Origin of the sequence: Streptomyces sp. NPDC047453 (genome assembly GCF_040643155.1) — a bacterium.
Classification (GTDB): Bacteria; Actinomycetota; Actinomycetes; order Streptomycetales; family Streptomycetaceae; genus Streptomyces.
Genome location: NZ_JBEYTS010000048.1, coordinates 34,170 through 54,627, shown reverse-complemented (window position 1 = coordinate 54,627; position 20,458 = coordinate 34,170). Strand labels below are relative to the sequence as shown.

Below are 20,458 nucleotides of genomic sequence, written 5' to 3'. Positions count from 1 at the left end.
TGTGAGTGGTTCGTCAACGCCGTCGAGTGGCTCGGCGAGCGCCTCAACGTGGGCAAGATGGCGGTCGGCACGATCCTGGCCGCCTTCGGCACCGCCCTGCCGGAGTCCGTGGTCACGCTCGTCGCGGTGACCACCGGCGCGACCGCTGAGGCCAAGAACATCGGCGTGGGTGCCGCGATGGGCGGCCCGCTGGCGCTGGCCACCGTCGCCTACGGCGTCACCGGCACCATGCTGCTGCTCAAGCGCCGCAAAGACCGCGCAGCCGCGCTCGACGCCGGCAAGCAGCGCATCCCCGTACTCGTCGATGCGGGCGCTGCCGGCCCGGACGGCTTCGGCCCGCCCCCTGCGGACAAGGAGCAGGCGCTGGGCAGTGCGGCGGACATGAAGCGGCTGGCCAAGGACCAGAAGTGGTTCCTGCCGATCTTCATCGTGAAGGTGGCGCTCGGCCTGGTCGCCTTCGCCTTCAAGCCGGTCCTGGGCCTGCTGTTCTTCGCCGCCTACGCGGTCTACTTCTGGCGGGAGATCCGCGACGAGGACGGCGAGGAGGAGGAACTGGAGCCGCTGAAGTTCCAGCCGAAGGCCGCCTCCCCGGCCACCTGGGCCGTGGTCGCGCAGACACTGGTCACCCTGGTGGTGATCTTCTTCGCCTCGCAGTTGTTCGTGAAGCAGCTGGACGCCATCGGCCCGATGCTCGGCCTGTCCGCTTCCGTGACCGCGCTGCTGCTATCCCCCATCGCGACCGAGCTGCCGGAGATCATGAACGCGGTGATCTGGGTACGCCAGGGCAAGACCAAACTGGCGCTGGCGAACATCTCCGGCGCCATGATGATCCAGGCCACCGTCCCCTCCGGCCTGGGCCTCCTCTTCACCAGCTGGCACTTCGACACCGCCCTGCTGTGGTCCGGACTGATCACCATGGCCGCGATCATCTACCTGCTGCTCACCATGCGCGCCCACAAGCTGACCCCGGCACGCCTGGCCGTCGCGGCCGGCTTCTACCTGCTGTTCGCGCTCGGCCTGATCCCCATCCTCAGCTGAGCGATCCCACCCTGGGCTGCCACGCAGGAGATCTCCTGCGCGGCAGCCGGGCCGCTTCTTCATCGATAGCGCGAGCAGCGCACGGCACAAGGGACCTGAGCCGTCATGGCAGGACACGCACGCAGACCCGCAATACCTTCGCAGAGTCACGAGCCGACCGGGCGGCGCCGACGCAGGCGTTCCAAACGGCGGATCGGCCGCTGGGTGGCGCTCGCCGCTTCGGTCCTCGTGCTGGGCACGGCCGGTGTGGGCGGCTGGATCTACACCCACCTCAACGGCAACATCAAGGGCGCAGATGTCGGCGACGCGCTGGGCGACAACCGGCCCAAGGCCGCACTCGGGGGCCAGAACATCCTGGTCATTGGCTCCGACAGCCGCAAAGGCCTCGGCGACGCCTACGGCAAGAACCTGACCACCATGCAGTCCGACACTCTGATGCTGCTGCACACCGGCGGCAACGGGAAATGGGCCACCGTCGTCTCCTTCCCCCGCGACTCCTGGGTACAGATCCCCGCCTGCGACCGCGGCAACGGCACCCCGTCCCCACCCCACCACTTCAAGATCAACGAGGCGTTCGCGATCGGCGGCTCCACCGGAGACACCGCCAAAGCCGCCGCCTGCACCATCAAGACCATCGAAGCCAACACCCAGATCCGCATCGACCACTTCCTGATCGTCGACTTCCGCGGCTTCAGCGGCATGGTCAACGCCGTCGGCGGCGTCCAGGTCTGCCCCGAGCAGGCCATCCACGACAAAAAGGCACACCTCGACCTCGAGCCCGGCTGCCAGATCGTCAAGGACGAAAAAGCCCTCGGCTACGTCCGCGCCCGCTACAGCATCGGCGACGGCTCCGACATCGGCCGCATCGGACGCCAGCAGGAATTCATGCAGTCCCTCGCCGACCGCGCCAAATCCAAGCTGTACGACCCCACCGCCTTGTACGGCTTCCTGACCTCCGCCACCGACTCGCTGACCACCGACCCCGGCCTCGCGGGCATCAAACCTCTCTCCAGCCTGGCCTCCAGCGTGAAGGGCATCCCCACGAACCGGATCTCGTTCCTGACCGTCCCCAACTACCCGCGGGAAAGGGACGTGCCCACGGACAAGGCCAACATCACCTGGCAACAGCCCGCCGCACGGCAACTGTTCACCGCCCTCAACCACGACCAGGAAATGACCAAGGCCGACCTGAAAAAGGCCACCGCCCACCTACCGGCACCCGCGAACACGGTGTACGTCACCGTCCTCAACGGCACCGGCACCAAGGGCCAGGCGCTGAAGGTTGCCGACCAACTGCGGGCCCTCGGCTTCCAGATAACCGCCACCGGCAACGCCCCAAGCCGAGTCGACAAGACCACGCTCACCTACGCCCAGGGCCAGTCGGAGCAGGCCCAGGCGCTCGCCAGCCACCTGCCCGGCCTGACACCAACGCCCGTCCGGGGCGTCGAAGGTGATCGAGGCGGCGTCGGCGGGCGGAGGAGAACGCGGACCTGGAGCCCGAGCAGTTCGTGCAGTACGCCTTGGGGCGCAGCCACTTGTCCCAGTCGGGCGTGCGGCCCAGGCGTCCCGGCGGGCGCGGGCCTCGCTGTGGTGGCCGACGATGGCGATGTCGGACACGCGCTGCGGGGTCACCTCCAGGTAGTGCGCTGATCTCGCCCCACCGCATGCCGGTCCCGTAGGCCGTGCGCACGAGCATCCGGTCGCTGGCCCGAGGGAAGCAGTCGACGAGGCCGGCGACCTCCTGAGGAGTCATGAACTCCATGTCGTCGGAGCTCTCGTCGTCCTCGATGCCCCAGTCGTCAGCGCTCGGGATCCTCGTCAGGTCGCACGGGTTGCGGTCCCGGAGCGGCGGCTCTGCGATCACGGCCTCTTTCAGCACCGACGACAGGACCCCGTGCAGGCCCCGCAGCGTCTCCGGCGACATGTCCTTGATCTTGGACCCGCGCCTGACCTTCGTCTGAATCATCTTGTTGACCCACGCGCCGATCGTGGCCTTGCTGAAGTGCTCGGCAGAGCGCACATCGCAGAGGCCGAACGTCGGGAAGACGTACATCTCCAGAGCCCTGATGCGCTGCTGCTTGTAGCGCTTGCTCGCCGTCCGGTTCTCGATGGACTCCCGCGCGAAGCGGTCGAAGCGGTAGCGCAGTTCGTCGGCAGACGCCTCGTCGATGAACCCCTTGCCCTTCACCCAGCCCGGGGGCCAGTTCTGCCCGGCCTCGTCGACGGCCTTCTTGAAGACCTCGGCCGAGTCCTCGTCGTCGAAACGCTCGGTCTGCCAGTCACCGGTCGCTGAGCCACCGTCACGCCACTTCACCTGGAAGCTGGTGATCTCCCCGCGCCTGTTCTTGCGCCGCACAACGCTCGCCATGGCCCGGAGGCTAGCCCCGTGTTCCCACGCTGTTCCCACAAGTCCACGGGAATCAGCCAAGATTCGACTGTTCCAGCAGGTCAGTGGGCACATGTACGACGACGGCCGGAGCCCCCGCACAGCGGGCTCCGGCCGTCGTCGGTCGGCGGACCGTCAGGCCTACAGGGCGAGGCCGGTCAGGACCAGGACGCGCTCGTAGGTGTAGTCGTCCATCGCGAACTTGACGCCCTCGCGGCCCACGCCGGACTGCTTGACGCCGCCGTACGGCATCTGGTCGGCGCGGTAGGACGGGACGTCGCCGACGACCACGCCGCCGACCTCCAGGGCGCGGTGGGCGCGGAAGGCGGTCTGCAGGTCATGGGTGAACACGCCTGCCTGGAGGCCGTACTTGGAGTCGTTGACGGCGGCGAAGGCCTCGGCCTCGCCGTTCACCTTCTGCACGGTCAGGACGGGGCCGAAGACCTCCTCGCAGGAGATCGTCACCTCGGAGGGCACGTCGGTGAGGACGGTCGGGGCGTACGAGGCTCCGTCGCGCTTGCCGCCGGCGTGCAGGGTGGCTCCGGCCTCGACGGCCTCCTGCACCCAGGACTCCACGCGCTTGGCGGCGTCCTCGCTGACCAGCGGGCCGACATCGGTCTTCGGGTCTGAGGGGTCACCGGTGACCTGGGCCTCGACGGCGGCGACGATGCGCGGCAGCAGGCGCTCGTAGACCGAGGCGTCGGCGATCACGCGCTGCACGGAGATGCAGGACTGGCCGCCCTGGTAGTTGGAGAAGGTCGCGATGCGGCCCGCGGCCCAGTCCAGGTCCTCGTCGCTCGCGTAGTCGGCGAGGACGACGGCCGCACCGTTGCCGCCGAGCTCCAGGGTGCAGTGCTTGCGCGGCACCGAGTCCATGATCGCGTAGCCGACCTTCTCGGAACCGGTGAAGGAGATGACCGGCAGGCGCTCGTCCTGGACGAGGGCCGGCATCTTGTCGTTGGCGACCGGGAGGATCGACCAGGAACCGGCCGGCAGGTCGGTCTCGGCCAGCAGCTCGCCGAGGATCAGCCCGGACAGCGGGGTGGCCGGGGCGGGCTTGAGAATGATCGGCACACCGGCGGCGATGGCCGGGGCGACCTTGTGGGCGCACAGGTTCAGCGGGAAGTTGAACGGCGCGATGCCGAGGACGACGCCCTTGGGGAAGCGGCGGGTGAAGGCGAGGCGGCCCTGGCCGCCGGCGTCGGTGTCCAGGCGCTGGGCGTCGCCGCCGTTGAACCGGCGGGCCTCCTCCGCGGCGAACCGGAACACGGACACGGCACGGCCGACCTCGCCGCGCGCCCACTTGATCGGCTTGCCGTTCTCGGCGGAGATGAGCTGCGCGATCTCCTCGGTGCGCTCGACCAGCCGCTTGCTGACGTGGTCGAGGGCGGCGGCCCGCACGTGCGCCGGGGTGGCGGCGAACTCGTCCCGCACGGCGTACGCGGCGGCCACGGCCTCCTCGACCTGGGCGTCGGTCGGCACGCCGACCTTGCCGACCAGCCGCCCGTCCCACGGGTTGGTGACGTCGAAGGTGTCCTCGCCGGTGACCTGGCGGCCGGCGAGCCAGAAGGCGTGGGTGGAAGTCATCAAGGAGTCCCGGCCCTTCCGCGTAGGAGATGTACTTGGCTTTCGTCGTCCACGGTAGGGCGGGGGCGGCCCGGGGTCGCTTGTCCGAGTCGTAGCAGTGCGGGGCGGGGGTGCGCCGGATTGGCGTACGAGGCCTGTCCGGCGCGGTGGCCGGCGCGATATCCGGCAGGCCCCCTACTCCGTGGACGTGGCCTTCAGCGCCAGCCACAGCTCCATCCGCACGTCCGGATCGTCCAGGGAGCGGCCGAGGATCTCCTCGACCCGCCGCATCCGGTACCGCAGGGTGTGCCGGTGGACGCCGAGGTCGGCGGCGGCCGCGTCCCACTGGCCGTGCCGGGACAGCCAGGCCCGCAACGAGGCCACCAGATCACCGCGGCCCGTCGCGTCGTGCTCGTACAGCGCACGCAGCAGCCCGTCCGCGAACGCCCTGACCGCGTCGTCCGCCAGCAGCGGCAGCACCGATCCGGAGGCGAGCTGGTCGTGCTCGACGAGCACCCGTCCGCGCCGCCGCGCCACCGACAGCGCCTGGTCGGCCTGCTTGTACGCGGCGGCGGCCGCGATGGGCCCGGCCGGCCCGGACAGCCCGACGACCAGTTCGCCCTCCTCCCCGCCCGACTGCTCGCGCACGGCCTCGGCCCGCGCCGCCTCCAGCGCCGCGGCGTACTGGCCGCACACCGCCACGGCCGCGCCCCCGTCGGCGGCGAGCACCACCAGGCGCTCCCCGTCGGGCACCACCAGCACCGCCTCCCCCGACCGGGCGGCGGCCGCCTCCACTATCTCGGCCAGCACGGCGAGCGGGTCGGCGCCGGTGCCGGCGGCGGCCAGTACCGCGGCCGGGGAGGGTGCGGCGGACTGCACGCGCGCGTGACTTGCGTGCGCCCGCGCGGCGGACGCCGAGGCGGACTCGGCGACGATCATGCGGAAGGGGGCGTCCAGCAGGCCGCCGTACAGGTCTCCGGCCACCGCGCGGGCATGGTCGGGCTGCCCGGCGAGCAGCATGCGCAGCACGGCGGCGCCGATCCGCTGCTCGGCGGCGTGCAGCGAGCGTGAGCGTTCCGTGGTGAGCGTCAGCAGGGCCACTGCGGAGTGGACGGCGTACCGCTCGGCGGTGCCGAGGGTGGCGGCCGTGCCGACGGCGAGCGCGGCGCGCGGGCGGCGCCCGGTGCCGATGGAGTGCAGTTCGACGCGGTCCTCGGTCTCGGGTCCGCCGACCACGGCGGACGCGGGGGCCGGCCGGTCGCGCAGCCGGTCGATGTCGGCCGTGAGCCGTTCGGCGCGGCGTGTGGCCCACTCGGGTGCCGCGCCGACGACGGCCCCCGAGGCGTCGTAGAGCGCCGTCCAGCCGTCCACCTGGGCCGCGAGCGCGGCGAGCAGTCCCTCGGGTCCGGCGTTCAGGGCCTGCTTGGTCAGTTCCCGCTGGGCGGCGAAGCCGGCCGTGACCGCCCGGTACTGGTCGGCCGCGATGGCCGCCGACACCGCCTTGCTGATGGCGAGGAACGGGGTGCGGCGGGGCACCTCGAGCAGCGGCAGCCCCTCCTCCTCGGCGGCGTCGACGAGCGCCGCGGGGATGTCCTCGTAGTTGACCCCGACGGCGAAGCCGAGCCCGACGACCCCGGCCTTGGCCAGCCGCTTCACATAGCGGCGCATGGCGTCGGGATTCTCCGCGTCCAGCTTGAGCGCGGTGATCAGCAGCAGTTCCCCGCCCTCCATGTACGGCACGGGGTCGGCGAGCTCGCTGACGTGGGCCCAGCGGACGGGTACGTCCAGGCGGTCCCCGCCCGCGCGCACGGTCAGCTTGAGCGCGGAGTGGTGGACGAGCGAGGCGAGCGTCGGGGGCATGAGGCCTTCTGGTCTGCGGGGTTCTTGTGCGGGTTTCTTCTACGGGTTCTTGCGCGGAGGCTCTATGGAGATCGGATGATCATTGTGATCTTTTGGACGTCACGTATGAACAACCTATGCCGATTCTGCCTCACCGTACGGTCAACGTGTTACGGCCGTGCGCATACCCGCCGCGTTCGCCTCCCGCCCCGTTCAGCCCCGCAGGTCCACCAGCAGCGGCGGCGTGTGCTCGCCCCGCACGCCGGTCAGCGACAGCACCGCGTGCCCGGGCGGGACCTCGTGGGCCAGCTGGGAGGCGGACCAGCGCTCCCGCTCCACCTGCCGGGTCGTCACGGCGTCCGTGGTCACGGCCCGTCCGGTCACCAGCTTGCGCAGGGCGTGGATGGCGCGGGTCATCGGCTGGTGGGCGAAGACGGTGTGCTTGGCCACCTCCTTGGTCTCCACCCACTCGGTCCCCCAGGCCTGCGCGAACCGGCCGCCGTCCCAGGTGGTGACGCCGGCGAGCGCCATACGGCAGCCGACGGCCCCCAGCAGCGGGCCGTGCAGCGCCTCGGGCACGTCGGCGACCGACCGGAGCGCGAGGACGACGCCGGCGTTCTGGGAGCGCAGCCCCTGGACGCGGCGCACCGACTCCGCGGTGACGGCCCCGGTGGCGTCGTCGAGGACCAGGCAGGCGAAGTGGGGGCGCCGGGTGTCCCGTACGACGGTGTGGAACTGGGCCAGGACCAGCCGGGTGATCAGCCGGGACGCCTCCTCGTGTCCGCGTTCGGGCAGGTCGACGCGGACCCGCAGCGGATGGTGGGCCACCGCGCGCAGCGAGAAGGGCCGGCCGCCGGGCCCCGCCGCGGCGAAGAAGTCGCCGAAGGCCGGCCGGTCCAGGAGCGCGAGCCGGTCCGCGAGGGCCGGTCCGGCGTCTGCCGCGGAGCCGGCCTGCCGCGTCCGGGCGTCGAGTTCGCGCCGCATCACGGCGTGTTCGTCCGCCGACAGCGCCGCCCGCAGGGACGCCACCGCGCCCGGATCGCCCTCCAGCAGTTCGCGCAGCGCCGGCAGCGGCGGGAAGTGCCCGTGCGCCGCCCGGTAGGGGCCGAGCAACTGGGCGAGCGCGGTGGCGGCGCTCTGCCCGCCGACGGTCTCCAAGTCGCCGACCAGAGCCTCGGCCAGGAAGGCGGCGGCCTCGTCGGGGTCGTCGGACCCGGCGTACGGGTCGAGGTCGTGGACGGAGGCGGGGTCACCGATCCGGACCACCACGTCGTACGCGGAGTCCGGGCCGAGCGGAGTCCCGGCGGCGCCGACGGCGACCACCGCGCACGCTCCGGTGAGGGCCTGGAGGGTGAGTGCCTCGGTGACCGGCCCGGTGACGTTCCGGGTCTTCCCGGACCCGGACGGCCCCACCAGCAGCAGCGAGGTGCCGAGCGTCTCGGGGCCGAGGGCGGCCGCCGCCCCCTCGTAGTCGCGCGGGGTCCGCTCCCCCGCCCAGCGTCCGATGCGCACCTGCCCTTCCAGCAGGTCGTGGCGCGCGGTGCGGCCCGGCAGATCGCGCGCCCCGGAGGGGTGCGTCCAGGCGGCGGCGCCCTGCCGCAGCACGGTCTCGGTGAAGGTGGCCGGGCGTGCCTCCCGCCGGGCCGCCTCCCATGCCCGCTCGACCCGGACGCAGTCCACGTCGTTCATCCGGCCCGCGGCGACCTCGGCGGCCAGCAGGTCGGCTGCCTCGTACTGCCCGGCGTTGCGCGGTCCGGGCCACTGCGAGCGCGGCAGGTCCGCCGCGGGCGGGGTGACGGGGTCCGCGGCCGCCCGGCGGCGCGCGGCGAGCTCCCGGGCGTACGCCCACCAGCCGCCGACCCGGGCGAACGGCCAGACGACCAGCAGGGTGATGAGCGCGTACAGCGCGTCGGTGAACAGCTGGGAGGCGAACAGGCCGTAGCCGCCCGAGACGAGGACGATCAGGGAGAAGACGGGGTCGACGACCGGCAGGGGGTCCCAGCCGACGCCCGGGAAGGCGCCGGGGAAGACCAGGCTGAGCGCGATCAGGGCGCCGGCGGCGGCGAACAGGGCCCGCGCGGGCTGCGGGCGGCGGCCCACGAAGTGCCGTACGACGTCGGGCCAGCTGCCCAGCCGTCCGACGGCGTAGACGAGCACGGCGAAGAACACGCCGTCGTAGACCACCATGGCCTCGCGGCCCTGCATCCCCTTGGGGGACACGGTGCCGCCCCACCACCAGTCGTCCGGGGTGAACAGTTTCAGCGGCGTCCCCTGGTACGGCAGCGCGCCCTGCCGCCACAGCGACCACACCAGCAGGGCCACGACCAGCGGGATCAGCAGCCCGACGATCGTGATCGACGGCAGCCGGTCCGGCGTCCTCGCGGCCTTGGGCGGGCGGTGCCCGAAGCGCCAGATGCCGGGCGCGGCGGCCGGGCGGGGGGTGTCGAGCCACTCGGCGACGCCGGGCCGCCGCTCGGGGAGCTGCCCGTGCTGCCCCGGCCCCTCTTGCGGATACTGCTCGTAGGCACCGGGCGCGGCCGGGGGGATGCTCGGCCGGGGTGGCGCCGTGGGAGCGTCCCTCGGCACCGCCGGGCGTGGCACGGGGTTCGCGTGCGTACCCCGGGCGTCCTGCGTCCCGTCGTCCATCGCCCTTGCCCCCTGACCAGCCGTTCCGTCCACCATCAGCGAGTCAATCTAACGCCCGCGCAAGGGGAGTTCACCGATTGCGCGGCACACCGCAGGTCACGGCGCCGGCACCCGCGTTGTCCGGCCCGCGCCCCTCCTATGTCCACCGCGGACAACCGCGGTCGGCGACAACGCCCACATGGAGCATGCCCACGTCCTCCCCGCCGCCCTAACCTGCGAGAAAAGAAGGAAAAGCGTCCGAAAAACGCCGCCGTACGCAAGATCTCATCAGGGAGCCCCCATGACCGCACTTGAGCAGGAGCGCCGCGTCGTCACCGCCATCCCCGGCCCGAAGTCGCAGGAGCTGCAGGCCCGCCGGACCGCTGTGGTCGCGCAGGGCGTGGGCTCCACGCTGCCGGTCTTCGTCACGCGTGCCGGCGGCGGCATCATCGAGGACGTCGACGGCAACCGCCTCATCGACTTCGGCTCCGGCATCGCGGTGACCTCGGTCGGCGCGTCCGCCGAGGCCGTCGTACGCCGCGCCTCCGCGCAGCTCGCCGACTTCACCCACACGTGTTTCATGGTCACGCCGTACGAGGGCTACGTGGCCGTCGCCGAGGCGCTGGCCGAGCTCACGCCGGGTGACCACGCCAAGAAGTCCGCGCTGTTCAACTCGGGCGCCGAGGCCGTCGAGAACGCCGTCAAGATCGCCCGCGCCCACACCAAGCGCCAGGCCGTCGTCGTCTTCGACCACGGCTACCACGGCCGCACCAACCTCACCATGGCGCTGACGGCGAAGAACATGCCGTACAAGCACGGCTTCGGTCCGTTCGCGCCCGAGGTCTACCGGGTGCCGGTGGCCTACGGCTACCGCTGGCCGACGGGCCCGGAGAACGCCGGCCCCGAGGCCGCCAAGCAGGCCATCGACCAGATCACCAAGCAGGTCGGCGCGGACAACGTGGCCGCGATCATCATCGAGCCGGTGCTCGGCGAGGGAGGCTTCATCGAGCCGGCCAAGGGCTTCCTGCCCGCTATCCGCCAGTTCGCCGCCGACAACGGCATCGTGTTCGTCGCCGACGAGATCCAGGCCGGTTTCTGCCGCACCGGCCAGTGGTTCGCCTGCGAGGACGAGGGCATCGTCCCGGACCTGATCACCACCGCCAAGGGCATCGCCGGCGGCCTGCCGCTGGCCGCCGTCACCGGCCGTGCCGAGATCATGGACGCCGCGCACGCGGGCGGCCTCGGCGGCACCTACGGCGGCAACCCGGTGGCCTGCGCGGGCGCGCTCGGCGCGATCGAGACCATGAAGGAACTCGACCTCAACGCCAAGGCGAAGCGGATCGAGGAGATCATGAAGGCCCGCCTCACCGCGATGCAGGACAAGTTCGACATCATCGGCGACGTCCGCGGCCGCGGCGCGATGATCGCCATCGAGCTGGTCAAGGACCGTGCCACAAAGGAGCCGAACCCGGAGGCGACGGCCGCGCTCCTCAAGGCCTGCCACGCCGAGGGCCTGCTCGTCCTGAGCTGCGGCACCTACGGCAACGTGCTGCGGTTCCTGCCCCCGCTCGTCATCGGCGAGGACCTGCTGAGCGAGGGCCTCGACATCATCGAGCAGGCGTTCGCGCGCATCTGAGCGGCGGATATGCGCGCCTGGCGCAGCCGGCGGCAGAGCGTGTGAAGAAGGTGTGCGAGGTGGATGGCAGGACGCCGTTCCCGCTGTCCTCCGCCCACCGGCTGCCGTAGGTTCTTCCCGGATGAGAGATACACCCGCCCACAGGGGACTGTGGGCGGCCTCAGGCCGTAGCCTCCCCAGCTTCGACCTGGTCGTGCCTCGCGCACACACCCGGAACCCACGGGTTCCGGTTCTCCTCAATGATCGGACAGTCGCCCGCCCCAGACCCCCCGGGGCGCGCGGCCTTCCGATCCGGACGGTCGCAGAGAGATGGGACGGCCGTCCCCGTCGGGCCGGCGCACACCCCCCCTTGTGCCGGCCCTTCGGTGTGTCCGGGACCGGCCGGCACGGCTCGGGAGCGGCACGGCTCGGGACCGACCGGCCCGGGTCCGGGCTCACTCGCCCTGCCTGCGAAGCTGTGCACCGTGGTGTTCGTGGTGTTCCTGCTCGCCGTCCCGGCCCTCCTGCTCGCACTGATCACCTGGCAGGTGACGGCGGGCGGCCCGCTGCTGGACGCGGACCGGGAGGTCAGCCACGCGCTGCTGCACCCGGACCGCCTCTCCGAACTGCTGTCCGATCTGGGCCAGGTGCAGATCGCGGTACCCGTGCTCCTGTCCGTCCTGATCCACACGGCCTGGCGGGGACGCGCCGCCGGCGCGGAGCGCTGGTGGCTCGCGCCCCTCGCGGCAGCCGTGCCGATGGTCCTGCTCCCGGCGCTCGTCGTGCCGTTGAAGGCCTGGACGGCCCGTCCCGGTACCGCGGTCATGCCTCCCGGTACCGGGTACTTCCCGTCGGGGCACGCGGCCACCGGGGCCGTCGCCTACGGTGCCGCGGCGCTCGTGCTGCTGCCCTGGCTGCGCACGGCCGCCGCCCGCCGGACCGTCGTCGCGGCGTTCGCCGCTCTCGTGTCCGGCGCCTCCTTCGGGCTGGTGCGGCGCGGCTACCACTGGCCACTGGATGTCGTGGCCGGTTGGTGCCTGGCTTCCGTGCTGCTGTCCGCGCTGTGGCTGCTGATCGGCGCCGCCGTGACCACTGACGCCGCACCCTAGAACCGGTATCCCATCTGCGTGTTCGAGTCGGCTCCCGCACATCAGCCCTCCTCCTTGAGGGCCAGGGCCGCGGCCGCCTCGTGCATCGCCAGTTCCAGCAGTGCCGGGTCGGTGAGGGTGCCCGAGCCGTCCGGGGTGACCAGCCGGCGCACCCTGCCGGTGCTCCGCCCCGGATACGGCACGACGGTCCAGGTGCCGAGCCCCGCGGTGCGGATACCGGTGCCGAGCCGGGGGGCCGCGGTGCCCGGCGGCACGAAGAAGCCCGTGCGCTCGTCCCCGAAGTCGGCCGGCACCGGCCCTGGTCGGTCGAGGACTCGGGTCAGGACGTCGAGCGTCGGACAGCCGAGCACGCCGGGCAGGATCAGGACGTCCCAGGCCTTGCCCGCGGGCAGCAGGGCGACCCCCTGGGGGTTGCGTTCCCACTCCCGGCGGCAGGCCTCGGGGTCCGGCGCGACCGATGCCGGCCAGGCGACCTCCGTCTTCGCCCCATGGGAAGACCTCCCTCATCGTTCGTGGACGCGGGCCGCGTCACAAGAGAGAGGGAGGTATCCCATCAGCCATTACGCGGATTGTGGCCCCTCGTTGGAGTGAACCGGCTCACGGTTCAGCGGCCGCGCCCGAAGTAGGCGTCGAAGGTGTTCTGGAACTGCCAGTTCCCGAACCGGTCCCAGTTGACCGACCACGTCATCAGGCCGCGCAGGGCCGGCCAGGTGCCGTGGGTGGTGGAGGAGCCGCAGTTCGTCTTCTTGGTCAGGCAGTCCAGGGCCTTGGTCACCTCCGACGGGGCGACGTGGCCGTTGCCCGCGTTGGTGGACGCTGGCATGCCGATGGCGACCTGGTCGGGGCGCAGCGGCGGGAAGACGTTCGCCGCGTCGCCGGCCACCGGGAAGCCCGTCAGGAGCATGTCGGTCATGGCGATGTGGAAGTCCGCGCCGCCCATGGAGTGGTACTGGTTGTCCAGGCCCATGATCGGGCCCGAGTTGTAGTCCTGGACGTGGAGCAGGGTCAGGTCGTCGCGGAGAGCGTGGATCACCGGGAGGTAGGCGCCGCAGCGCGGGTCCTGGCCGCCCCACTTGCCCGTGCCGTAGTACTGGTAGCCCATCTGCACGAAGAAGGTCTCCGGGGCCATGGTCAGGACGAACTTGGCGCCGTACTTCGCCTTCAGGGTCTTCAGGGCCGAGATCAGATTGACGACCACGGGCGTGGTCGGGTTCCGGAAGTCCGTGTCGTTCGCGTTGAGGGACAGGGAGTGGCCCTCGAAGTCGATGTCGAGGCCGTCGAGGCCGTATTCGTCGATGATCCGCGAAACGGACGAGACGAACGTGTCCCTGGCCGCCGTCGTGGTCAGCTGCACCTGGCCGTTCTGGCCGCCGATGGAGATCAGGACCTTCTTGCCGGCCGCCCGCTTGGCCTTGATGGCCGCCTTGAACTCGGCGTCGCTCTCGACGTTCGGGCACTCGGTGACCGGGCAGCGGTTGAAGCGGATGTCGCCCGAGGTGACCGACGTCGGCTCGCCGAAGGCCAGGTCGATGACGTCCCAACTGCCGGGGACGTCGGCCATGCGCGTGTAACCGGAGCCGTTGGCGAAGCTCGCGTGCAGATAGCCGACCAGGGCGTGCGGCGGAAGGTCCGCGGTGCCGCCGCCGGGCCCGCCCGAGTCCGCGGCCGTCTTCGCCGTCACCGTCGCCGACTTCGCGGACTCGCCCGCGGCGTTCACCGCCGCGACCTGGAAGCCGTACGCGGTCGAGGGCGACAGGCCGGTGATCGTGGCGGACGTGCCGGTCACCGTCTGGGCCTTCGTGCCGTCGCGGTAGACCGTGTAGCTCGTGGCGTCGGCCACCGGGGACCAGGACAGGGCCGCGCTGGTCGAGGTGACGGTGCCGGTCTTCAGAGCGGTCGGCGCGGCGGGCGGCTGCTGGCCGGTGTTCCCGCCCGGGCCGACGAGCGAGAGGTCGTCGGCGTTGTAGGCGCCCGTGCCGTACCAGCCGTGGGTGTAGACCGTGACCCTGGTGGTCTGCGAGCCGGTGCGGAAGGTGGTGGTGAGCTGCTGCCAGTCGGGGGCGGACTGGGTCCAGGTGGAGACGTCGGTGGTGCCGGTGCCGCTCGCGCCCAGGTAGACGTAGGAGCCGCGGACGTAACCGCTCAGCGTGTACTGGGAGTTCGGCTGGACCGACACCGTCTGCGTGCACTGGGCGTTGTCGCTGCCGGCCGGGGTCGCATGCAACGCCGAACTGCCGCTGCGAACCGGGGACTTCACCGTCGTACCGGATCCCGAGCAGGCCCAGCCGTCGAGGCCCGCCTCGAAGCCGCCGTTGCGCAGGATGTCCGCGTCGGCCGCTCGCGCGGTCGTCGTGAGCGCGCTGACGCCCGGCAGGGCGAGGAACGTGGCCGTCAGCGCGGCGAGCAGCCGGCGCCTGGCCGGTCCGGCTGGTCTGGCTGGTCTCCGTACGTCGCGGTCCACAACTGCCTCCGGTCATGGGGGGATTGGGGAGGGTGGAGCGCGCCCAATTTGGTCCAGACCAATTCGGTTGTCAAGACCTGTGGCATCAGCGGCATGTCCCGGGCCCTGGCCGCCGCCGTCCTCGCGTGGGCATGCGAAGACCTCCCTCCCCCGTGGACGCGCGGGGGCGCGTCGTGAGGGAGGGAGGTCTCCTCGCGGGTGTCAGCTGTCGAAGCCCAGGCCCAGGCGGTCCATCGTCCGCAGCCACAGGTTGCGCCGGCCGCCGTGCTCGTCGGCGCGGGCCAGTGACCACTTGGTGAGCGCGATGCCGGTCCAGGCGAACGGCTCCGGCGGGAAGGGCAGCGGCTTCTTGCGGACCATCTCCAGCTCGGTGCGCTCGGTGCGCCGGCCGGCCAGCAGGTCGAGCATCACCTCGGCGCCGAAGCGGGTCGCGCCCACGCCGAGCCCCGTGTAGCCGGCCGCGTAGGCGACCTTCCCCTGGTGGGCGGTGCCGAAGAACGCCGAGAAGCGCGAGCAGGTGTCGATCGCCCCGCCCCAGGCGTGGGTGAAGCGGACGCCCTCCAACTGCGGGAAGCAGGTGAAGAAGTGCCCGGCCAGCTTGGCGTAGGTCTCGGGGCGGTCGTCGTACTCCGCGCGTACCCGGCCGCCGTACGGGTAGATCGCGTCGTAACCGCCCCACAGGACGCGGTTGTCGGCCGACAGCCGGAAGTAGTGGAACTGGTTCGCCGAGTCCCCGAGGCCCTGCCGGTTCTTCCAGCCGATCGACGCCAGCTGCTCGGCGCTGAGCGGCTCGGTCATCAGGGCGTAGTCGTAGACCGGGACGGTGTACGAGCGCACCCGCTTGACCAGGTTGGGGAAGACGTTGGTGCCGAGCGCGACCCGGCGGGCCCTGATCCGGCCGTAGGGCGTGCGTACGGACATTCCGGCGCCGTACGGCCTCAGCGTCAGGGCGGGCGTGCGCTCGTAGACGCGCACGCCGAGGCGCACGCACGCCTGCTTCAGGCCCCAGGCGAGCTTGGCCGGGTGGACCATGGCGACGCCCCGGCGGTCCCACAGGCCGGCCTCGAAGGTCGGTGAGGCGACCTGCTCGCGCACCGCGTCCCGGTCGAGGAACTCGAAGCCCTCGGCCAGGCCGTGCTCCTGCATCTCCGCGTACCAGTCCTCCAGTTCCCGGGCCTGGTACGGCTCGGTGGCGACGTCGAGTTCGCCGGTGCGCTCGAACTCGCAGTCGATGGAGTGGCGGGCGACCGTCTCCTCGATGGCGTCGAGGTTGCGGGCGCCCAGTTCCTCCAGCTTGTGGATCTCCTCCGGCCAGCGGGCGAGGCCGTTGGCCAGGCCGTGTGTGAGGGAGGCGGCGCAGAAGCCGCCGTTGCGGCCGGAGGCGGCCCAGCCCACCTCGCGGCCCTCCACCAGCACCACGTCCGTGGCGGGGTCGCGCTCCTTGGCGATCAGCGCGGTCCACAGTCCGCTGTAACCACCTCCGACCACCAGCAGGTCGCAGGTCTCGGCTCCGGTCAGCGCCGGCTCCGGGCGGGGCCTGCCGGGGTCGTCCAGCCAGTACGGGACCGGCTGGGCCTCGGAGAGGGATGTGGTCCAGTCGTGCTCACGGCTCATGGCGCCAGGGGCCATGATTTCAACTCCCTACAGAGTCAATTTCGTTGGTGCGGTGAGGCGGGTGCTATGCCTTCTGCCTGGTACGGCGGCGGCCGATGGCCATGGAGACCAGGACGAGCAGTACGGCGATGACGAACATGGCCGTACCGATGACGTTGATCTGGACGGGTGTGCCGCGCTGTGCCGAGCCCCAGACGAACATCGGGAAGGTCACGGTCGAGCCCGCGTTGAAGTTCGTGATGATGAAGTCGTCGAACGACAGCGCGAAGGCGAGCATCGCGCCCGCGGCGATTCCGGGGGCCGCGATGGGCAGGGTGACCCGGACGAAGGTCTGCACCGGTCCGGCGTACAGGTCCTGCGCGGCCTGCTCCAGCCTCGGGTCCATCGACATCACGCGCGCCTTGACGGCGACGACGACGAAGCTGAGGCAGAACATGATGTGCGCGATCAGGATGGTCCAGAAGCCGAGCTGCGCACCCATGTTGAGGAACAGGGTGAGCAGCGAGGCCGCCATGACCACCTCGGGCATCGCCATCGGCAGGAAGATCAGCGAGCTCACGGTGCCCCGCGCGCGGAAGCGGTAGCGGACCAGCGCGAAGGCGATCATCGTGCCGAGGGCGGTGGCGCCGATCGTGGCCCAGACGGCGATCTGGAGGCTGAGCGACAGCGATCCGCACATGTCGGCGACACCGCACGGGTCCTTCCAGGCGTCCGTGGAGAACGCCTGCCACTGGTAGTTGAAGCGGCCCTTCGGCTTGTTGAAGGAGAAGACCGTGACGACGATGTTCGGCAGGAGCAGGTATCCGAGCGTCAGCAGTCCGGCGATGACGACGAGGTGGCGCTTGAGCCAGTTGACGAAGGCCATTTAAACCAGATCCTCCGTGCCGGACTTGCGGATGTAGATGGTGATCATGGCGAGGATCGCGGCCATGAGGATGAAGGACAGGGCCGCCGCCGTCGGATAGTCCAGGATCCGCAGGAACTGCGTCTGGATGACGTTGCCGACCATGCGGGTGTCGGTCGAGCCGAGCAGGTCCGCGTTGACGTAGTCGCCGGCCGCCGGGATGAAGGTCAGCAGCGTGCCGGAGACCACGCCCGGCATCGACAGCGGGAAGGTGACCTTGCGGAAGGTGGTGAACGGCCTGGCGTACAGGTCGCCCGCCGCCTCGTGCAGCCGAGGGTCGATGCGCTCCAGCGAGGTGTACAGCGGCAGGATCATGAACGGCAGGAAGTTGTACGTCAGACCGCACACCACCGCCAACGGGGTGGCGAGCACCCGGTCGCCCGCGGTCCAGCCGAGCCAGTTGGTGACGTCCAGGACGTGCAGTGTGTTGAGGGCGCCCACGACCGGGCCGCCGTCGGCGAGGATCGTCTTCCAGGCGAGGGTGCGGATCAGGAAGCTGGTGAAGAACGGCGCGATCACCAGGATCATGATCAGGTTGCGCCAGCGGCCCGCGCGGAAGGCGATGAGATACGCCAGGGGGTAGCCGAGCAGCAGGCACATGATCGTCGCGGAGGCCGCGTACAGGACCGAGCGGACGAACTGCGGCCAGTACTCGGACAGCGCGTCCCAGTAGGTCGCGAAGTGCCAGGTGACCTTGTATCCCTGTTCCAGGGAGCCCGTCTGCACGGACGTGGACGCCTGGTAGATCATCGGCAGCGCGAAGAAGACGACGAGCCAGAGGATGCCGGGCAGCAGCAGCCAGTACGGCGTGAAGCGGCCCCGCCTGCGCGGCGGTCTCGTCTGCTGGGCGGTGGGCGGCGCGGGCGCCTCGGTGACGGCGGCCATCAGGCTGCGTCCCCTTCTTCGGTCCCGAGGCTCTCGACGCCCGCGTCGATATCCTGCGCCGCGTCCAGGCCGAAGGTGTGGGCCGGGTTCCAGTGCAGGACGACCTCGGCGCCGGACACCAGGCGGGCGTCGCGGTCGATGTTCTGCGCGTAGACCTCGAACTCGGGGCAGACGGGGCTGTCGATCACGTACTGCGTGGAGACGCCGATGAAACTCGACTGGGAGATCCGGCCGGTGATGCGGTTGCGGCCGTCGGGGATCTCACCCGCGTCGTCGGCGTGAGTGAGGGAGATCTTCTCCGGGCGGACGCCGACGAGCACCTTGCCGCCGGTCGTGGCCGGGGCGGAGCAGCGCGCCTGGGGCAGGGTGAGCTTGCCGCCGCCCGCCTTCAGGACGATCTCCTCGCCGCTCCTGGCGTCGACCTCGGCCTCTATCAGGTTGGAGGTGCCGAGGAAGTTCGCGACGAACGTGGTCTGCGGGTTCTCGTAGAGGTCGGTGGGCGAGCCGAGCTGCTCCACCCGGCCGCCGTTCATCACGGCGACCGTGTCGGCCATGGTCATGGCCTCCTCCTGGTCGTGCGTGACGTGGATGAAGGTGATGCCGACCTCGGTCTGGATGCGCTTGAGCTCCAACTGCATCTGGCGGCGCAGCTTCAGGTCCAGGGCGCCGAGCGGCTCGTCAAGCAGGAGCACCTTGGGGTGGTTGATCAGCGCGCGGGCGACCGCGACGCGCTGCTGTTGGCCGCCGGAGAGCTGGTGCGGCTTCTTGCGCGCCTGCTCGCCGAGCTGCACCAGGTCGAGCATCTCCTCGACCTGCTTCTTCACCGACTTGATGCCGCGCCGGCGCAGACCGAAGGCGACGTTCTCGAAGATGTCGAGGTGCGGGAAGAGGGCGTAGGACTGGAAGACCGTGTTCACCGGGCGCTTGTACGGCGGCAGGTGCGTCACGTCCTGGTCACCGAGGTGGACGGAGCCCTGCGTGGGCTCCTCCAGGCCGGCGATCATGCGCAGGGTGGTGGTCTTGCCGCAGCCGGAGGCGCCGAGCAGGGCGAAGAAGGACCCCTGCGGGACGGTCAGGTCCAGCGGGTGCACGGCGGTGAAGGCGCCGTAGCGCTTGCCGATCTGGGAGAGGCGGACGTCGCCGCTGTTGTCTTTCGTCATCATTGTCGTCACGCCCCTGTGAGCTTCGCGAACTTCGCTTCGTAGGCCGCCTCTTCCTTGTCGCTCAGGGCGCGGAAGGAATGGGACCTGGCCACCATGTCCTTGGTAGGGATGATCAGCGGGTTCTCCGCCGCAGACTTGTCGATCTTGGCCAGCTCCGCTTGCGCGCCGTCGACGGGACTGATGAAGGCGGTGTAGGCACAGAGCTGCGCCGCGTGCAGGGGCCGGAAGTAGAAGTCGATCAACCGCTCGGCGTTCGCCTTGTGGCGGGCCCCGCGGGGGACGAGCAGGTTGTCGGTGGCCGTCGTGAATCCGGCTTCCGGCATGATGTAGTCGACGTTGGCGCTGTCCGACTGGAGCTGGACGATGTCACCACCCCAGGCGAGGCACACGGCGACGTCCCCCTTGGTCAGGTCGGACGTGTAGTCGTTGCCGGTGAAGCGGCGTATCTGCCCCTTGTCGACGGCTTTCTGCAGGCGGGCGATCGCGGCGTCGTAGTCGTCGTCGGTGAACTTCGCCGGGTCCTTGCCCATGTCGAGGAGCATCATGCCCATGGTGTCGCGCATCTCCGACAGGAAGGCGACCCGGCCTTTGAGTTTGGGGTTGTCCAGCATGTCGGAGATCGACTTCACCTCGATGCCGTCGAGCGCCTTCTTGTTGTAGGCGATGACGTTCGAGACACCCTGCCACGGATAGGAGTAGGCGCGCCCCGGGTCCCAGTCCGGGCTGCGGAACTGCTCGGACAGGTTGGCGAAGGCGTGCGGCAGGTTCGCCGGGTCCAGCTTCTCCACCCAGCCCAGCCGGATCATCCGCGCGGCCAGCCAGTCGGTGAGGACGATGAGGTCCCGGCCGGTGTCCTGGCCGGCGGCGAGTTCCGGCTTGACCTTGCCGAAGAACTCGTTGTTGTCGTTGATGTCCTCGTTGTACTTGACCTTGATGCCGGTCTGCTGGGTGAACGTGTCGAGCGTGGGGTGCTTCTTTCCGCTGTCGTCGACATCGATGTACACGGGCCAGTTGGAGAAGTTCAGGATCTTCTCCTTGGCCGAGTGGTCCTCCGCGGAGGTGCCACCCTGTGCCTGGCCGGCCGGGGGGATCCCGCAGGCGCTCAGCGCCCCGAGTCCCCCGACCGCGAGCGCGCCGCCCGCCGAGGCGCGCAGCATCGAGCGGCGGCTGAAAGAGGCCCTGCCGTTGCGGAAGCTGCGCCGCACGGCGGCCAGCTGGGCCGGGGTGAGGCGGTCGGGCTCGTACTGCTCCAT

14 protein-coding genes and 1 pseudogene are annotated in these 20,458 nt (G+C 70.8%); 5 read left to right on the top strand and 10 right to left on the bottom strand.

Going from position 1 to position 20,458, the window contains the following annotated elements; all coding sequences use genetic code 11:
• From ABZ818_RS30445 to ABZ818_RS30435, 3 genes are all read left to right on the top strand, one after another.
• The coding region (locus ABZ818_RS30445) for a sodium:calcium antiporter (RefSeq protein ID WP_361421575.1) at positions 1–1,038 on the top strand (1,038 nt) is incomplete at its 5' end.
• Between the two features lie 204 nt (positions 1,039–1,242).
• A complete protein-coding gene (locus ABZ818_RS30440) occupies positions 1,243–2,688 on the top strand; it encodes an LCP family protein (RefSeq protein ID WP_361421572.1) in 1,446 nt (481 codons plus the stop codon).
• Positions 2,689–3,040: 352 nt separating this feature from the next.
• Positions 3,041–3,331 (top strand): hypothetical protein, encoded by a 291-nt coding sequence (locus ABZ818_RS30435; protein WP_361421569.1) that lies wholly within the window; start codon positions 3,041–3,043, stop codon positions 3,329–3,331.
• A 234-nt stretch (positions 3,332–3,565) separates the two neighbouring features.
• On the opposite strand, the gene ABZ818_RS30430 is transcribed toward ABZ818_RS30435, so the two are convergent.
• The 3 genes from ABZ818_RS30430 to ABZ818_RS30420 form a co-directional block, all read right to left on the bottom strand.
• Positions 3,566–5,011, bottom strand: coding sequence for an aldehyde dehydrogenase family protein (locus ABZ818_RS30430; RefSeq protein ID WP_361421566.1), 1,446 nt, complete (start codon positions 5,009–5,011; stop codon positions 3,566–3,568).
• 174 nt (positions 5,012–5,185) lie between these two features.
• The gene (locus ABZ818_RS30425; protein ID WP_361421563.1) at positions 5,186–6,850 is read right to left on the bottom strand and encodes a PucR family transcriptional regulator; all 1,665 of its coding nucleotides are present in this window, start codon (positions 6,848–6,850) and stop codon (positions 5,186–5,188) included.
• A gap of 192 nt (positions 6,851–7,042) precedes the next feature.
• Positions 7,043–9,475, bottom strand: coding sequence for an ATP/GTP-binding protein (locus ABZ818_RS30420; protein ID WP_361421560.1), 2,433 nt, complete (start codon positions 9,473–9,475; stop codon positions 7,043–7,045).
• 280 nt (positions 9,476–9,755) lie between these two features.
• Between ABZ818_RS30420 and gabT the strand changes: the two genes are divergently transcribed.
• Positions 9,756–11,090, top strand: coding sequence for a 4-aminobutyrate--2-oxoglutarate transaminase (gene gabT / locus ABZ818_RS30415; RefSeq protein ID WP_361421557.1), 1,335 nt, complete (start codon positions 9,756–9,758; stop codon positions 11,088–11,090).
• A 464-nt stretch (positions 11,091–11,554) separates the two neighbouring features.
• Positions 11,555–12,178 carry a phosphatase PAP2 family protein gene (locus tag ABZ818_RS30410; protein ID WP_361421554.1) on the top strand — a complete coding sequence of 208 codons (624 nt, stop codon included), beginning with the start codon at positions 11,555–11,557 and terminating at the stop codon, positions 12,176–12,178.
• A gap of 41 nt (positions 12,179–12,219) precedes the next feature.
• Here ABZ818_RS30410 and ABZ818_RS30405 read toward each other — a convergent pair.
• The 7 genes and pseudogenes from ABZ818_RS30405 to ABZ818_RS30375 all read right to left on the bottom strand — a co-directional run.
• Positions 12,220–12,666, bottom strand: a pseudogene (locus ABZ818_RS30405) (hypothetical protein); the annotation flags it as partial.
• Between the two features lie 116 nt (positions 12,667–12,782).
• Positions 12,783–14,639 (bottom strand): glycoside hydrolase family 18 protein, encoded by a 1,857-nt coding sequence (locus ABZ818_RS30400; protein WP_361421552.1) that lies wholly within the window; start codon positions 14,637–14,639, stop codon positions 12,783–12,785.
• A 201-nt stretch (positions 14,640–14,840) separates the two neighbouring features.
• Positions 14,841–16,268, bottom strand: a complete 1,428-nt coding sequence (locus tag ABZ818_RS30395) for an FAD-dependent oxidoreductase (protein ID WP_361421549.1) — start codon at positions 16,266–16,268, stop codon at positions 14,841–14,843.
• A 49-nt stretch (positions 16,269–16,317) separates the two neighbouring features.
• Positions 16,318–17,118 carry an ABC transporter permease gene (locus ABZ818_RS30390; RefSeq protein ID WP_361421546.1) on the bottom strand — a complete coding sequence of 267 codons (801 nt, stop codon included), beginning with the start codon at positions 17,116–17,118 and terminating at the stop codon, positions 16,318–16,320.
• Entirely contained in the window at positions 17,119–18,042 is a 924-nt protein-coding gene (locus tag ABZ818_RS30385) for an ABC transporter permease (protein WP_361421543.1), read from the bottom strand.
• Positions 18,042–19,214, bottom strand: a complete 1,173-nt coding sequence (locus ABZ818_RS30380; RefSeq protein ID WP_361421540.1) for an ABC transporter ATP-binding protein — start codon at positions 19,212–19,214, stop codon at positions 18,042–18,044. The genes ABZ818_RS30385 and ABZ818_RS30380 overlap by 1 nt, the downstream gene beginning before the upstream one ends.
• Positions 19,211–20,458: a spermidine/putrescine ABC transporter substrate-binding protein gene (locus ABZ818_RS30375; RefSeq protein ID WP_361421538.1), complete on the bottom strand. Its 1,248-nt coding sequence runs from the start codon at positions 20,456–20,458 to the stop codon at positions 19,211–19,213. The genes ABZ818_RS30380 and ABZ818_RS30375 overlap by 4 nt, the downstream gene beginning before the upstream one ends.

Excerpts from the sequence above, each read along its gene's own strand:
- ABZ818_RS30430 (WP_361421566.1), bottom strand. The coding sequence starts at position 5,011 with ATGACTTCCACCCACGCCTTCTGGCTCGCCGGCCGCCAGGTCACCGGC.
- ABZ818_RS30425 (WP_361421563.1), bottom strand. The coding sequence starts at position 6,850 with ATGCCCCCGACGCTCGCCTCGCTCGTCCACCACTCCGCGCTCAAGCTG.
- ABZ818_RS30420 (WP_361421560.1), bottom strand. The coding sequence starts at position 9,475 with ATGGACGACGGGACGCAGGACGCCCGGGGTACGCACGCGAACCCCGTG.
- gabT (WP_361421557.1), top strand. The coding sequence starts at position 9,756 with ATGACCGCACTTGAGCAGGAGCGCCGCGTCGTCACCGCCATCCCCGGC.
- ABZ818_RS30395 (WP_361421549.1), bottom strand. The coding sequence starts at position 16,268 with ATGGCCCCTGGCGCCATGAGCCGTGAGCACGACTGGACCACATCCCTC.
- ABZ818_RS30390 (WP_361421546.1), bottom strand. The coding sequence starts at position 17,118 with ATGGCCTTCGTCAACTGGCTCAAGCGCCACCTCGTCGTCATCGCCGGA.
- ABZ818_RS30385 (WP_361421543.1), bottom strand. The coding sequence starts at position 18,042 with ATGGCCGCCGTCACCGAGGCGCCCGCGCCGCCCACCGCCCAGCAGACG.
- ABZ818_RS30375 (WP_361421538.1), bottom strand. The coding sequence starts at position 20,458 with ATGGAGCAGTACGAGCCCGACCGCCTCACCCCGGCCCAGCTGGCCGCC.